This is a genomic window from Micromonospora arida (genome assembly GCF_042873195.1).
In the GTDB taxonomy this organism is placed as follows: Bacteria; Actinomycetota; Actinomycetes; order Mycobacteriales; family Micromonosporaceae; genus Micromonospora; species Micromonospora arida.
Genome location: NZ_JBIALC010000005.1, coordinates 417,819 through 432,359, shown reverse-complemented (window position 1 = coordinate 432,359; position 14,541 = coordinate 417,819). Strand labels below are relative to the sequence as shown.

Annotated in this window: 13 protein-coding genes; 7 read left to right on the top strand and 6 right to left on the bottom strand. The window is 73.0% G+C overall.

Annotation, left to right across the window (positions count from 1 at the left end; genetic code table 11):
* Window positions 1–358 (top strand): FG-GAP repeat domain-containing protein (locus ACFYP0_RS18780; RefSeq protein ID WP_356980129.1); only part of this gene is annotated, 358 nt, incomplete at its 5' end.
* Window positions 359–475: 117 nt separating this feature from the next.
* Window positions 476–1,243 carry a TetR/AcrR family transcriptional regulator gene (locus tag ACFYP0_RS18775; RefSeq protein WP_355500929.1) on the top strand — a complete coding sequence of 256 codons (768 nt, stop codon included), beginning with the start codon at window positions 476–478 and terminating at the stop codon, window positions 1,241–1,243.
* Between the two features lie 24 nt (window positions 1,244–1,267).
* On the opposite strand, the gene ACFYP0_RS18770 is transcribed toward ACFYP0_RS18775, so the two are convergent.
* Window positions 1,268–2,089 carry a helix-turn-helix transcriptional regulator gene (locus tag ACFYP0_RS18770; RefSeq protein ID WP_355500926.1) on the bottom strand — a complete coding sequence of 274 codons (822 nt, stop codon included), beginning with the start codon at window positions 2,087–2,089 and terminating at the stop codon, window positions 1,268–1,270.
* A 131-nt stretch (window positions 2,090–2,220) separates the two neighbouring features.
* On the opposite strand from ACFYP0_RS18770, the gene ACFYP0_RS18765 reads away from it, so the two are divergent.
* The 3 genes from ACFYP0_RS18765 to ACFYP0_RS18755 all read left to right on the top strand — a co-directional run bounded on the left by ACFYP0_RS18765 (window position 2,221) and on the right by ACFYP0_RS18755 (window position 5,638).
* Window positions 2,221–3,138, top strand: a complete 918-nt coding sequence (locus tag ACFYP0_RS18765) for an SDR family NAD(P)-dependent oxidoreductase (protein WP_355500923.1) — start codon at window positions 2,221–2,223, stop codon at window positions 3,136–3,138.
* 116 nt (window positions 3,139–3,254) lie between these two features.
* Window positions 3,255–3,461 carry a hypothetical protein gene (locus ACFYP0_RS18760; protein ID WP_386996882.1) on the top strand — a complete coding sequence of 69 codons (207 nt, stop codon included), beginning with the start codon at window positions 3,255–3,257 and terminating at the stop codon, window positions 3,459–3,461.
* 8 nt (window positions 3,462–3,469) lie between these two features.
* Window positions 3,470–5,638, top strand: coding sequence for a hypothetical protein (locus ACFYP0_RS18755; protein WP_386996880.1), 2,169 nt, complete (start codon window positions 3,470–3,472; stop codon window positions 5,636–5,638).
* 43 nt (window positions 5,639–5,681) lie between these two features.
* On the opposite strand, the gene ACFYP0_RS18750 is transcribed toward ACFYP0_RS18755, so the two are convergent.
* The 3 genes from ACFYP0_RS18750 to ACFYP0_RS18740 all read right to left on the bottom strand — a co-directional run bounded on the left by ACFYP0_RS18750 (window position 5,682) and on the right by ACFYP0_RS18740 (window position 7,772).
* The gene (locus tag ACFYP0_RS18750) at window positions 5,682–6,080 is read right to left on the bottom strand and encodes a hypothetical protein (RefSeq protein WP_124856227.1); all 399 of its coding nucleotides are present in this window, start codon (window positions 6,078–6,080) and stop codon (window positions 5,682–5,684) included.
* Entirely contained in the window at window positions 6,077–6,526 is a 450-nt protein-coding gene (locus ACFYP0_RS18745) for a hypothetical protein (protein ID WP_244218924.1), read from the bottom strand. The genes ACFYP0_RS18750 and ACFYP0_RS18745 overlap by 4 nt, the downstream gene beginning before the upstream one ends.
* Before the next feature lie 367 nt (window positions 6,527–6,893).
* On the bottom strand, window positions 6,894–7,772 hold the full coding sequence (locus ACFYP0_RS18740; RefSeq protein WP_386996877.1) for an alpha/beta fold hydrolase: 879 nt from the start codon (window positions 7,770–7,772) through the stop codon (window positions 6,894–6,896).
* Between the two features lie 138 nt (window positions 7,773–7,910).
* Between ACFYP0_RS18740 and ACFYP0_RS18735 the strand changes: the two genes are divergently transcribed.
* Both ACFYP0_RS18735 and ACFYP0_RS18730 read left to right on the top strand, forming a co-directional pair.
* A complete protein-coding gene (locus ACFYP0_RS18735; RefSeq protein WP_386996875.1) occupies window positions 7,911–11,285 on the top strand; it encodes a BTAD domain-containing putative transcriptional regulator in 3,375 nt (1,124 codons plus the stop codon).
* 114 nt (window positions 11,286–11,399) lie between these two features.
* Window positions 11,400–12,974, top strand: a complete 1,575-nt coding sequence (locus tag ACFYP0_RS18730) for a Na+/H+ antiporter (protein WP_386996873.1) — start codon at window positions 11,400–11,402, stop codon at window positions 12,972–12,974.
* A gap of 27 nt (window positions 12,975–13,001) precedes the next feature.
* On the opposite strand, the gene ACFYP0_RS18725 is transcribed toward ACFYP0_RS18730, so the two are convergent.
* Together ACFYP0_RS18725 and ACFYP0_RS18720 are read right to left on the bottom strand one after the other, a co-directional pair.
* Window positions 13,002–13,745, bottom strand: a complete 744-nt coding sequence (locus ACFYP0_RS18725; RefSeq protein ID WP_124856221.1) for an amino acid ABC transporter ATP-binding protein — start codon at window positions 13,743–13,745, stop codon at window positions 13,002–13,004.
* Entirely contained in the window at window positions 13,742–14,518 is a 777-nt protein-coding gene (locus ACFYP0_RS18720; RefSeq protein WP_124856219.1) for an amino acid ABC transporter permease, read from the bottom strand. The genes ACFYP0_RS18725 and ACFYP0_RS18720 overlap by 4 nt, the downstream gene beginning before the upstream one ends.
* Window positions 14,519–14,541: the final 23 nt, after the last annotated feature.

Here is a 14,541-nt window from a genome sequence, read left to right as displayed (position 1 = left end):
GACCACGGGTGACTTCAACGGTGACGGTCGTGACGACGCCGGGATGCTCTACCGCTACAACGACGAGTCGATCGAGTTGTTCACCTCGCTGGGCAGCACCAGCGGCGGGTTCGGCACGTTCACCGGCAGCTACAAGCTCCCGGCGAACTCGTGGAAGTGGAACTCGTTCAAGACGATCACCGGTGACCACAACGGTGACGGCCGCACCGACCTCGCGGCGATGTACTGCCAGGCGGACGGGTCGATCACCATGCACACCGCGCTGGCGAACGACCGTGGCGGGTTCGGGGCCTTCACCGGCAGCCTGACCGTGCCGGCCAGCGCGTCCTGGCAGTGGGACGCCATCCGACTTCTCTGAGCGCCGTCGATCGGTGTGGGAGGGTTCCCCGAGAACCCTCCCACACCGCTGTCGTCGCGGGCCACCGCTCCGGCGGCCGGTACGACGTACGGCACCTGCGGTTAGCATGACGGGACTATGGCGAGTGAGCGTAAGGCGACCGCGGACCCGGCCCGCAGCCTGGCCCTTCTCTGGCGCACCCGGGAGCCGACCAGCCGCAGCGCCGGTCCGGCGCTCAGCGTCGACCGGATCGTCCGGGTCGCGATCGACATCGCCGACGCCGAAGGGCTCGACGCGCTGACCATGCGCCGGGTCGGTGAGGCGCTGGGGGTCGGCACGATGTCGGTCTACACCTACGTGCCGGGCAAGGCCGAACTCGTCGCCGTCATGATCGACACCGCGTACGGCGAGATGCCGCGCCCCGCCGTCGAGGGCGACTGGCGGACCCGGCTGGAACGGATCGCCCGCGACAATCTGGCGCTCTACCAGCGGCATCCGTGGATGCTGCGGGCCGAGACGACCCGACCGGTGCTCGGTCCGCAGCTGATGGCCAAGTACGACTACGAGCTGAGTGCCATCGTCGACATCGGGCTCACCGACGTCGAGGTCGACGCGGTGCTCACCCTCGTGCTGGGTCACGTGAAGAGCGCCGCCCGGGCCGCCTCCGAGGTGGTTGACCTGGAGCGCGAGACCGGCATGACCGACGGTCAGTGGTGGCAGTCGCACTCGCCCTGGCTGGAGACCTTCCTGAAGCCCGGCGCCTACCCGACCGCGTCCCGGGTCGGCACCGCCGCCGGCCAGCAGCACGGCGCCGCGTACGGCCCGGAGTACGCGTTCGAGTTCGGTCTGCAACGCGTCCTCGACGGGATCTCGGTGGTGGTCGCCGAGCGGGCGGCCAACCGGTAGCCGGCCCGCTTCGGGAACGGCGACCTAGCGTGGTGCCGCCTGTCGAGCCAGCCGGGCCAGCGAGCGCGCCGACGGGCTGCCCGGCTCGGCGTGATAGACGACCAGCGACTGCGTGGTGCCGCTGATCGCGAGCTTCTCGTAGCGCAGCGCCAACTCGCCCAGCTCCGGGTGCTGGAACACCCGCACCCCGCCGCCCGCACGGACCGCGACGTCGTGCCGGGCCCACAACCGTCGAAACCGCTCGCTGCCGGCCGTCAGCTCCTCCACCAGCTCGATGAGGCGGGGGTCGTCCACCTCGGGGCCGACCTGTGCGCGCAGGCCGGCCACCGCGTTGGCCGCGACCGCGGTCAGAGCCGGGTAGAGCGCCGGCACGCTCGGGTCCAGGAAGACCGCGCGCAGCAGGTTCACCCCGGCGGTGAAGATCGGCGCCAGCGCGGTCGCCGCGGGGTTGGCGAAGAGCACGTCCAGGTGTCGACCGTGCACGAAGGCGGGCGTCTCGGCCCACGAACCGACCAACTGCCGGATGCCCACCGGCACCCGCTCCGAGGGTCGTGCCGCCCGGCGGGCCGGAACCGGCCGGGCCAGGCCGTGCAGGTGTGCCGCGGCGTCCGCGTCCAGCCTCAGCGCGCGGGCCAGCGCCTCGACCACCTGCGTCGACGGGTGCCGGTCACGCCCCTGCTCCAACCGCAGGTAGTAGTCGGCGCTGATGCCGGCGAGCAGGGCCGCCTCCTCGCGCCGCAGGCCGGGCACCCGCCGACGGCCGTGCGCGGGCAAGCCGACGTCACCCGGCCCGATCAGCTCGCGCCGGGCACGCAGGTATTCGCCCAGCGGGCCGGCCGTGCTCACCCGCCCATCGTAGGAGCCGCCACCGCCCGCCCAGCCTGGTCCTGCCACTACCAGGAAAAGCAGGGAACCGGCTGGCGGCTGCCACCGGGGTGACAGTGTCGGAGTAAGGGTGATCGAAAGACGGGACAGCAATGACAGAGCGCATCACGACCCCCTTCGGTTTCGCCTCGACCGCCGACCAGGTCATCGCCGGGGTGGACCTGAGCGGCAAGCGGGCCATCATCACCGGCGGCGCTGCCGGTATCGGCATCGAGACGGCCCGTTCGCTCGCCGCCGCCGGCGCCGAGGTCGTGCTCGGGGTCCGCCGGGTCGCGGCGGGTGAGCAGGCCGCCGCCGACATCGCGGCCAGCATCGGCGCGCAGCGGGTCACCGTCCGCGCGCTGGACCTGGCCGACCAGACCTCGGTACGCCAGTTCGTCGGCGGCTGGGACCAGCCGCTGCACATCCTGGTCAACAACGCGGGCATCATGGCGCTGCCCGAGCTGGAGCACACCGCCGAGGGCTGGGAGATGCAGTTCGCCACCAACTTCATGGGGCACTTCGCGTTGACCGTCGGCCTGCACGACGCCCTCGCGGCGGCCGGCGGCGCCCGGGTGGTGTCGGTCAGCTCCAGCGGCAACCTCTTCTCCCCGGTGATCTTCGACGACCTGCACTTCGCGTTCCGGCCGTACGACCCGTTGCTGGCCTACGGGCAGTCCAAGAGCGCCGAGGCCCTGCTGGCAGTCGAGGTGACGCGCCGCTGGTCCGGCGAGGGCATCTACTCCAACGCGCTGAACCCGGGCGCGATCGCCACCGGCTTGCAGAAGCACACCGGTGGGCTCAAGTCGCCCAAGGAGACGCACAAGACCCCGCAACAGGGCGCCGCCACCTCAGTGCTGCTCGCGGCGTCCCCGTTGCTGGACGGGGTCGGCGGTCGCTATTTCGAGGACTGCGCCGAGGCCCCGGTCGTCACCGAACGGCCCGCCGACTACAGCGGCGTGGCCGTGTACGCGGTCGACCCGGACAACGCCGAGCGGCTCTGGACCGTGGCGTCCGACCTGATCGCCTAGCGCGTCGTCACCGCGGCCACCGACGACGCCCGGCTCGCCGGAACCGACCCGGGCCCGGCAGCCCAGGTGGTACGACTGGGGCGGCGGTGGCAGCTGCGGGCCGGGGAAGGATGGCGATGGCGGGCAGGCTTCCGGGTCAGCTGCTGCTTCGGCGGGAGAACCTGGGCAAGGCGTCGTTCCTGGAACTCTTCTTCGACCTGGCGTTCATCTTCGCGCTGACCCGGCTCTGGGTGATCGTCCTCTTCGACGCGATGCCGCGACTGTGGCGGTTCATCCGCCAGGCCAGCGAGAGCCACCCGGCCGACCAGCGGCTGGCTGGATAGCTGACCCGATGCCGCAGGGACGAGCGCAGCACGGCGATCAACCGCGACGACACGACGTGGTGGAGTTGCGGGTGCACGGCGTGTCCGGGGCGGACCCCACCGTCATCCTCGACCAGCCGCAGGTCCGGCAGGTCGCCGGCGACGGCAGCGGGGGCTTCCACCGTGCCGCCCGGTCGGACGGCGTCGGCCCGGACGGGCTGACGCTGGAGGCGTACCGCTGGGGTGACCTGCCCTCGGGCACCGTCGGGCGGACCCTTGCCATGGTCTTCCTGCTGCCGTTCATGCTCAGCAACGTGGCCGTGTGGATGCGCCCCACCGGCCGCCGCCGCGCCGTCGCGGTCAGCGTGCTGTGCCGGCTGCTCGCGCTCAACCTCACCGTGCTGTACGTGGTGTCCATCGCCGGAGTCGCCCTCGACCTGCTCGCCTGGCGGTGTCTCGGTGCGGCTCGCTGCCGCCCGCCCTTCGACACGATGGCCGGGCTCGACGGCCGGCACGTCGGGCAGCGGCTGGCCGTGCTGGCGCTCCTGCCGATCGCCGCCATCGCGGTCCTGCGCCTCCTCGGCGCCCGTCGGTCCGGTCCGGCCGACAACCCACTGTGGGCCGTGGAGCCACTGGTGCACCGGCTGCGCGCGATCCACGTGGCCGCCGCGCTCGCCGTACTCAATGTCGTGCTGCTCACGGCCCGTCGCGCCAGCGGCGCGACGTTCTCCACGACGCTGCTGCTGGCGCTCAGTGCGGCGGTGTTGCTGGCCTGCGTCGGTCTGCTCGCCGCTCCGGGGATGATCGACCGGGCGGCGACCGCCCGAACGGCGACCTGGACCGCCCGCACGGCGGGCGCGGTGTCCGCCGTCCTGAGCGTGGCGACCCTCGTCACCGTGGGGAGCGACCGGCGCGGCTGGTCGTCGGCAGTCGGGCTTCCCGGCTACGGCGGGATCGCGGGTTGGGCGCTGTTGGGCCAGATGGTGTTGCTGGTGGTCCTCAGCGTGGTGGTGCTGTGGCAGCGCGGTCGGGTGGGCGGCCGGTCCGCGCTGCCGGGTGGCCTGGGCGCGGCGGTCCTCGCCGCCCTCGCTGTCGGCCTGACCGGCGCGCTCTCCGCCGGCCTCGTCTACCAGACGGGGGAGTTGCTCGGCGGTTACCGCGGTGACGGCGGGCCACCGTTGCCGTACCGCTGGACGCTGCTGGCCTTCTTCCTGCACGTGGTCGTGGCGGTGCTGCTGTGCGGCGCGATGACCGTCGTGTCGCGGCGGCGCCGGCTGCGTGCGGCGGCGGCGATCACCGCCCGTGACTTCCCGGTCGTGCCACCGGAGGCGGTCGGCCGGCTACGGCTGACGACGAAGACCATCGCCCGGGCGCGGTTCACCGAGTGGCTGGGACTGCTGGCCGCCACGTACGCGGCGCTCGCGGTGGTCGGGCTGACCACGAGTCTGGTGGGGCGTACCGGGCGCGAACCGGAGGAGTTGACCCGGCAACTGCTCGGGCTGCCGGGCGAAGCCGTCCAGATGGGGCTCAGCGGGGGCAGCTATCTTCTCGCCGCGTTGCTGCTCGCGCTGGTGACCAGTGGCGTGTTCGCCTATCGGACCGCGTGGTTTCGCCGGCACGTCGGCATCCTGTGGGACCTGGGCACCTTCTGGCCCCGGGCCGCGCATCCGTTCGCCCCGCCGAGCTACGCCGACCGCGCGGTGCCGGAACTGGCCGACCGGATCAGCCAACTGGCCGAGCGGCACGTCGGGGTTCTGCTCTGTGGGCACAGCCACGGGTCGGCGCTGCTCGCTCTCGCGGTGCTGCGGCTGCCCTCGCGCGTACGTCAACGGGTCGCGCTGCTCACCTACGGGTCACCGCTGGACCGCCTGTACGCCCGGCTCTTTCCGGCCTACCTCAACGAGGAGGTGCTGCGTGAGGTGGGGGAGCGGGTCGAGTGGCGGTGGCTCAACCTCTGGCGGGACACCGACCCGGTCGGCGGCTGGGTCTTCGCCGCACACCGCCCCGGCGATCCACCCCCGGACCCGGTCGATCCGTCGGGCCAGGTCGATCGACGGTTGCGGGACCCACCGGACCTGCTGCCGGCGCCGGGGGAGCGCTCGGCGCCACCGCTACGGGGGCACCATCCGGGCGAAACCGACCCCGAGTTCCGGGCGGCGGTGCGCGAACTCGCCGAACGCCTCCGTGGTGCCGGCTGAGCCGGCCGATCGTGGGGCGGGCGGTGTGGGGACCCCACCGCGGTCAACGGTCCATCTCAGGAATCCGGTCCGACTCCGCCACCGTCGCGCGGACCTTGCGCAGCGTGGCGTCGGGGGCGCGGATCGCGGCACGCCAGCGGTCCAGTGTCCGGGTGAGCACCCGGACCACGAACTGCAACTGGTTGACCTGTTCGCGGAGCGTGCCCAACTCGGACCGGGCGCTGAACGCCTCGCCCTCCAGTTGGGTGATCCGCGTCTGCAATGGCTGCACGAGCGTGAGGGCGGCCTCGGTGAGGGTGTCGGCGGCATCGGCCTTGAACTTGCCCCGCTGCACTATGACGGTGGCAATAGCGGCGAGGCCGGTGCCTCCGCCGAGGATGCCGAGCACGCTGAGCGCCACCTGCACCCAGTGCGGTGCAGCCGGTGCGGGTGCGGTGATCACGTAACACCTGCCTGCAACTGTTCGTATGTCACAAATTCGCACGCTCGGGCCAGGCGACGAAGGTCGATGGCGATCTGCGCGGCCCGCCAGAGCGACCCGACCGTCACCGCCATCACGAACGACGTCGCGACGATGGAGCTTCGGCCCGACATGACCAACACGGCTACCGCGTACATGCCGGTGATCGTGCCGAGCACCAGCACCGACGCGAGTTCGAGGCCGAGCCCGGTGGAGAGCCGGCCGGGCCACAGGATGCCCAGTAGTCCACCCACGCCCACCACGATCAGACCCAGTTCCCAGGCGACCTGGATGGGCTCCGGCATCGACGTCTGAACGGACGTCGGCCGGACATTCAGAGTCATCATCAGGATGCCGCAGAGCGGCGCTGCGGCCAGGACAGCGATCTCGTACGGCTGGTGGCGGGACCGGATTCGTAGGTTTCCCACGGCAACTCCTTGGTCGAGGACCGGCGTCCGGCAGCGCCCGGTGGACCAGTGCCGTTCGGTGGGTCGCGACTGTCGAGCGGCGGCCCGTGCGGCGAAGCCCAGGGGTGCGTTGCCTGTGGACGGTCGTTGGGCGAGAAAACGGAGCGACTCGGCGTCGTTGGCTGCCGGTATCTGCCTGTTTATCACCGATGGCGGGTTGCCGTCCACCTCGCGCAACATCGCATTACCGCAGGTCAAGGCCCATTGATGGCTGGTTTGTGGGCTGTGGGACCGTTGTGGCGCGGCGACCCGGCCGTACAGCCACCCGGTGACAGCTAGTGTCGGATATCTTGCCCAGGGTGACAGTGGTGGCCGGGTTGCCGATCGATCAACGGGCGAGCAGGGCGCGCAGCGCCCGGAGCACCTCGGCCGGGGCCTCCTCCGCCATGAAGTGCCCGCAGGTGACCGTCTGGTGGTCCAGGTCCGGCGCCCAGGCCCGCCACACCGCCGCCGCGTCGTAGCCCAGCGCCGCGCCCCAGTCCTGCTGGAGCACCGTCACCGGCATCCGCAGCTGGTTGCCGGCCGCCCGGTCAGCGGCGTCGTGGGCCACGTCGATCCCGGCGGACGCCCGATAGTCGGCGACGATCGAGGGAACGGCGTCGCGGGACGCGCGCAGGTACGCGGCCCGCACCTCCGCCGGCAGGGCCTCCGGATCACGGGTCCAGACGTCCAGGAAGTGACCGAAGAAGGCGTCCGGGCTGCCGGCGATCAGCTCCTCGGGCAGGCCGGGCGGCTGCGCCATCAGGTACAGGTGAAACGCCACAGCGGCGCTGGCGCCGTGCAGCACATCCCACATGTCCAGGGTGGGTAGCACGTCGAGCAGGGCCAGTTGACTGACCGCCGTCGGATGGTCGAGGCCGGCGCGGAACGCGACCAGGGCGCCCCGGTCGTGCCCGGCCAACGCGAACCGATCGTGACCGAGCGCGCCGGCCAGCGCCACGATGTCGGCGGCCATGGTGCGCTTGGCGTACACGGCGCCGTCGGTGTCGAGGGGCTTGTCGCTGTCGCCGTAGCCACGCAGGTCGGGGCAGATGACCGTGTGGTCGGCGGCCAGATCGGCGGCGACGTGCCGCCACATGAGGTGGGTCTGCGGAAAGCCGTGCAACAGCACGATCGCCGGCCCGGAACCGCCCACGACGGCGTTGAGCGTCACCCCGTTGGCGACGGTGACGCGTCGGTAGTCGAATCCGTTGATCTTCGGGTCCACGGGGAACCTTCCTGGTGAGCAGTGCCGGCGAGGGCGGTGGCCCGTCGCCGTCGTACCTCAACGAGCCTGCCCGGCGGTGATCAGCAGCCGGTCAGCGTCGGATCAGTGCCGGCCGGGCCACGGGCCTAGATTGGTGCCATGACCAGGCAGCTGACGGCGCCCGTCGCGGTGACCTTCGGCGTACTCGGGCCGGTGATCGCCGCGACCGAGCGCGGCCCGGTCCCCCTGCGGGGACACCGGCAGCGCCTGGTGCTGGGCCGGCTGTTGATCGCCCACGGTCGGGTGGTGCCGGTGGACCGTCTCGTCGACGACCTGTGGGAGGTCGCACCGGACGGCGCGGTTGGCGCGATCCGGACCTTCGTCGCCGACCTGCGCCGGGCCCTGGAGCCCGACAGACCACCCCGGCAGCCGCCCCGGATCCTGGTCACCGAGCCGCCCGGGTACGCCCTGAAGGCCGCCCCCGACGCGGTCGACGCCGGACAGTTCGAGGCGGCCGTCGGCGAGGCGGCCCGGCTGCTGGCGGCCCGGCGTCCCGCGCCGGCCCTGGCCGCACTGGAGTCGGCGCTCGGGCTCTGGCGCGGGCCCGCGTACGCCGACTGCGCCAACGAGTCCTGGGCGGTCGCGGAGATCAACCGGCTGGACGAGCTGCGGATGCTCGCCGTCGAGCGGCGGGCCGAGGCGCTCCTGGCGGTGGGCCGACCGGACGAGGCCGCCGCGGACCTACCGGCACACCTGGCCAACCATCCGCTGCGCGAGGACGCCTGGCGGCTGCTCGCGACTGCCCGGTACCGCGCCGGCCGGCAGGGCGACGCGCTGGCCGCGCTGCGGGAGGCCCGCCACGTCCTGGTGACCGAGCTGGGCGTGGACCCGGGGCCCGAGCTGCGACGGCTGGAAGCCGACATCCTGGCCCAGGCGCCGCACCTCGCCCCGACCCTCGACCGGGCCGTCACCCCCGGGCTCGGGGAACCGGCTCGACCCGTTCAGGCGGAGCAGCGCCCGTTCGTCGGCCGCGACGCGGAGCTGGAGCGGCTGCGGCGCGCCGCCGAGGCCGCGTCCCGCCGCCGCCAGCCCACGCTCGCCCTGCTCAGCGGCGACCCGGGCGCCGGCAAGACGGCGCTGGCCGAGGCCCTGACCCGGCGACTCGCCGCCGAGGGCTGGACCACCGTGTGGGGACGCAGCCCGGAGTACGAGGGCGCTCCGCCAGCATGGCCGTGGACCCAGATCACCGACGCGCTCGCCGGGCCGGCCGCCGCCGTCGCCCCCGCCCCCGCCCCCGTCGCCGTTGACCCGGCTGACGGTTCGGCTGACCCCGCCACCGTGCGATTCCGTCGACACCGCGCGGTGGCCTCGCTGATCTCGGCGGTCGCCGACCGGGAGCCGGTCCTGCTGGTCCTCGACGACCTGCACCGCGCCGACGGCGACACCCTGGACCTGCTGACCGCACTGCTCACCGGCCCGCAGCCGGCCGGCGGGCCGGTGCTGATCCTCGGCACCTACCGGGCCACCGAGATCAGCCCGGAGTTGACCGCCACCCTGGCCCGCGCCGCCGGGCTGGAGCCGGTCCGGGAGTATCTTGCCGGCCTGCCCGCGCCGGCGACCGGCGAGCTGGCCGGCGCCATCGTCGGAGCGGAACTGGACCAGGCCACCGCCCGCTCGATTCACCAGCGCAGCGGCGGTAACCCGTTCTTCGTCCGCGAACTGGCCCAGCTGTACGCGAGCACGGGGCAGGCGGGGTTGGCCGCCGTGCCGCCCGGGGTACGCGACGTGATCCGGCACCGGTTGGCGCAGCTGCCGGCCTCGACCCGTACCGTGCTGCGGCAGGCGGCCGTGCTCGGTCGGGACCTCGACCCGGACGTGCTGGGCGTGTTGGCCGGTGACCCGACGACAGCGCTGGACGCCGTGGACCGCGCCCTGGCGGCCGGGTTCCTCACCGAACGGGAGTCCGACGGGCGGCTGCGCTTCACCCACATCCTGGTCCGCGACACGCTCTACGCCGACCTGTCCGCGCCGCGCCGCGCCGCCTGGCACGCGGCCGTCGCCGACGTGCTGCGACAGCGGGAACCCGTCGAGCCGGCGGCCCTCGCGTACCACCTGCTGCGCGCCGGCGGGCAGGTTCACGCCGCCGAGGCGTCGACGTACGCCCAGGTGGCGGCCGAGCGGGCCGAACGGGGCGGCAACCCCCACGAGGCGGCCCGCCTGTGGGGCCAGGCGATCGACGCGTACGACCGCGCTGGCGGGGTCGAGCCGCGTGGGCGGGTGACCGCGCTGCTCGGCCTGGGGCGGGCGCTGGCCGTGACGGGCCGGCTGGCCGAGGCGCGGCTACGGCGTGCCGAGGCGATCACCGTCGCCGAATCCACCGGCGACCCCCTGCTGATCCAGGAGGCGCTGGCGGGCTTCGACGTGCCCGCCAGTTGGACGCGCAACGACGACGACCTGCTCTCCGGGCACATCGTCCGGGCCGCCGAACACGCCCTGACCGCGCTCGGCCCGATCGGCTCGACGCAGCGCAGCCGGCTGCTGAGCACCCTCGCGCTGGAGCTGCGCGGCACCACCACCGATCGTGGCCGCCGCGCGGCCGTCGAGGCCGAGACGATCGCTCGCGACATCGGCGATCCCGGGCTGTTGGCCTTCGCGCTCAACGCCCGTTTCATGCACGCCTTCCACCGCGTCGGTCTGGCCGACGCGCGGGCCCGGATCGGCGTGGAACTGGTCGAGCTGGCCGCACGGCACCACCTGGTGACCTTCGAGGTGCTGGGCCACCTCGTCCTGGTCCAGGCCAACTGTGCGCTGGCCGACCGGCCCGCCGCCGACGGGCACGCCCGCGCCGCCGACCGTCTCGCCGAACGGTACGAGCTGCCGTTGGTCGGTGTCTTCACCCGGTGGTACGCCGCACTGCGCCTGGCACTCGACGGCGAGTCGGACGCGGCGGCGCAGGCGTACCGCTCGGCGGCCGAGGGCGTGAGCGCCGACGGCATGCCGGGGCTGACCCAGGGGCTGCTCCCACTGGCCCTACTCGGCCTGCGGCTGGCCGACACCGTCGGGGCCGACCGGCCGACCACCGGGCCCGGCGGGGCCGACCCGCCGACCATCGGGCTCGTCGGTGCCGACCCGCCGACCCTCGGGCTTGGCGCGGACGACTGGGCGGACCTGGACTGGGGTCCGTACGAACCGTGGGTCCGGCCGTTGCTGCTGCTCGCCGCCGGCGACCGGGACGCCGCCGCGGCCGCCCTGCTGGCGCTTCCCGAGGGGCCGCACGATCTGCTGCGTGAGGTACGGCTCTGCCTCGTCGGTCGGGCGGCGCGCGCCCTCGACGACCGGGCCACGATGGCCCGGGTCCACGCCGAGCTGCTGCCGGCCGCCGACGAGCTGGCCGCCGGCAGCGGGGTGCTCACCGTCGGCCCGGTGGCCGGGCACCTCGCCGACCTGGCCACCGCGCTGGGCCGGCCCGAGGAGGCGGCCGAACACCGTCGTAGGGCCCGTGCGGTGACAGCGCGCGCCCGCGCCACCGCCTGACCCTCGCCCGCGGGCACCGCGACTTGCCGGTTTCCGCTGGAACCCACCGGCCGGTGGGGTCAGATGGAACCACCGGCGCGTCCACCGTCGGCATGGTCCGAGGGGGGTGTACGCGTGGAGGCGCTCATCCTGATCGTGGCGCTCGGCATCACCGTCCTCGTCGGCACCACCCTCGGCGGCCGGTACCGGGTCGCCCCGCCGGTCCTGCTCATCGCGTTGGGCGTGCTGCTCGGGCTCACGCCGCCGCTGTCCGAGGTCACCCTGGAACCCGACCTGGTCCTGCTGATCTTCCTGCCGGCGATCCTGTACCGGGAGAGCCTCACCATCAGCCTGCGGGAGATCCGGGCCAACCTGCCGGTGATCGGGCTGCTCGCCGTGGTGCTGGTGGTGCTCACCATGGTCACTGTGTCGTTCGCCGCGCAGGCGTTCGGGGTGAACCCTGCGGCGGCCTGGGTGCTCGGCGCGGTCCTCGCGCCGACGGACGCCGCCGCGGTCACCGGCCTGGCCAAGCGGCTGCCCCGGAAGCTGCTCACCACCCTGCACGCGGAGAGCCTGATCAACGACGGCACCGCGCTGGTGATCTTCGCGGTGGCGGTGGGTCTGCTCAGCCAGAGCGCCGAGCCGGGCGTGCTGGGCATCGGCGAGGAGTTCGTCGGCGCCAGTGTCGGCGGCGTGGTCGCCGGTCTGCTGGTGGGGGCGGCCGTGGTGCTGATCCGCAAGCGGCTCGACGATCCGCTGCGCGAGGGCGCGTTGAGCGTCCTGACACCGTTCGGCGCCTTCCTGCTCGCCGACTCGGTGCACGCGAGTGGCGTACTGGCGGTGGTGGTTGCCGGCCTGGTGCTGGCCTACGCCGGCCCTCGGGTGATCCGGGCCCGGTCCCGGGTGCTGGCGTATGCGTTCTGGGACCTGACCACCTTCCTGATCAACGGCGGATTGTTCGTGCTGCTCGGCACGCAGATTCCCCGCGCGGTGCGGGGCATCACCAGCACATCACCCGGGCGGGCTCTGCTGATCGTGGTGGTGGTGACCCTGGTCGTGATCGGTACCAGGCTGCTCTTCGTCTACCTGACCTCGCAGACCGCGAGGCTGCGGCGGCGTCGCATCATGGACCCGAGCCAGGGGCCGTCGAGTTGGCGGGTGGGGACCGTCGCGGGCTGGTCCGGTTTCCGGGGCGCGGTGTCGCTCGCCGCCGCCCTGGCCGTGCCGACGATGACGGCGGGTGGTCGACCGGTGGTCGAACGCGATCTGATCATCTTCGTTACCGCACTGGTCATCGTGCTGATCATGCTCTTGCAGGGCACCACCCTGCCGTTGGTCGTGCGCTGGGCCCGGCTGAGCGGCGACCCGGAACGCGTGGACGAGGCGCGGCATGCCCGGCGGCGGGCCACCGAGGCGGGCCTGGCCGCGCTTCCCCAGGTCGCCGCCGAGGTCGGTGCCCAGGATGACTCGGTGCGCCGGCTGGAGGCCGAGTACCAGCGGCATCTGGAGGACCTCAACGAGAGCGGCGGGAGCACCGCCGAGGAACGCCGCCTGGAGCGGCAGCTGCGCCTTCGCGTCCTGGCCCACAAACGCCGAGAGGTGACCCGCCTGCGCGACAGCCGGGAGATCGACGACCTGGTGCTGCAGGAGCTCCAGGCCGCGTTGGACAACGAGGAGATCCGGCTGCTGGGGCGCGGACCCAACGAGTGATCGTCGCGTCGGTCCGACCGGCGCGGCTCAGAGCACCTGGTCGAGGAACCGGCGCAGTCGCGGATGCTCGGCCCGCTCGAAGATGGCCTCGGGCGGGCCGGCCTCCAGCACCACACCCCGGTCCATGAAGGCGACGGTGTCGGCGACCTGCCGCGCGAAGCCCATCTCGTGGGTCACCACCACCATGGTCATGCCGGCGGCGGACAGGTCGGCCATCACCCCGAGGACGCCCTTGACCAGCTCCGGGTCGAGCGCCGAGGTGGCCTCGTCGAAGAGCATCACCTCGGGCCGCAGCGCCAGCGCGCGGGCGATCGCCACCCGCTGCTGCTGACCGCCGGAGAGCTGCGCCGGTCGGGAATTCGCCTTGCCGGCCAGCCCCACCAGCTCCAACTGGGCCCGGGCGACAGTTTCCGCCTCGTCGGCATCAAGCTTGCGGAGCCGGCGCAGTGCCAGCGTGACGTTGCGCAGCACGCTCATGTGCGGAAAGAGGTTGAACTGCTGGAACACCATGCCCACCCGCTGCCGCAGCGCGTCCGGGTCGTCGCCCAGCACGCTGCGCCCGTCCAGCAGCACGTCGCCCCGGTCCGGTTCGATCAGCCGGTTGATGGTGCGCAGCAATGTGGACTTGCCCGACCCGGACGGGCCGATGACACAGGCCGTCGCGCCGCGCGGCACCGAGAGGTCGACACCGCGCAGCACCCGGTTCGGTCCGAAGGCGAGGTGCACGTCGCGTACGTCGAGGCTGACCGAGGTGGTGGTGGCGCTGGTCATCGCCGATCTCCTTCCGTCGCGGCGTACGACGCGGTGTCGTCGTCGTCCTCTTCGGTCGACGCGGTGGCCGGCCGACCGTTGCGCAGCCGCCTGTCGATCCAGTTGACGACGTGCGTCAGCGGGACTGTCAACGCCAGGTAGCAGAGCCCCGCCAGCAGCAGCGCCGACTCGTTGCCGGTGGTGGCCGCGTAGTCCTGCCCGATCCGGAACAGCTCCCGCTGGCTGGCCACCAGGCCGAGGAAGTAGACCAGGCTGGAGTCCTTGATCAGCGCGATGAGCTGGTTCACCCAGGCCGGCAGCACCCGCCGGATGCCCTGCGGGATGATCACCAGCCGCATCGCGTCGGCCCAGGAGAAGCCGAGCGCCCGGGCGCCCTCCAACTGGGCGGCCTCCACCGACTGGATGCCCGAGCGGAAGATCTCTCCGATGTACGCGGCGGCGATGAGCGACAGCGCCAGGATGCCCAACGGGTAGGGATCCGGGCCCCAGACCTGCATGCCCAGCGGAGCCAGTCCGACGCCGATCAGCAGGATCGTCGCCGCGGCCGGCAGCCCTCGGAACACGTCGGTGTAGACCCGCGCCGGCCAGCGCAACCAGCGGCTGCGGGAGATCCCGGCGACGGCCAGCAGCAGGCCCAGCACCGAGCCGAGCAGGGCGGCGGAGACCGCCAGGATCAGCGTGTTGGGCAACCCGACGGTCAGCATCTCGGGCAGCGCCTCGCGCATCGCGTCCCAGTCGAAGAAGGTCTCCCACAGGGTGCTCAACGGATCCATCGGTCGCTCCTCCTACCGCCCTG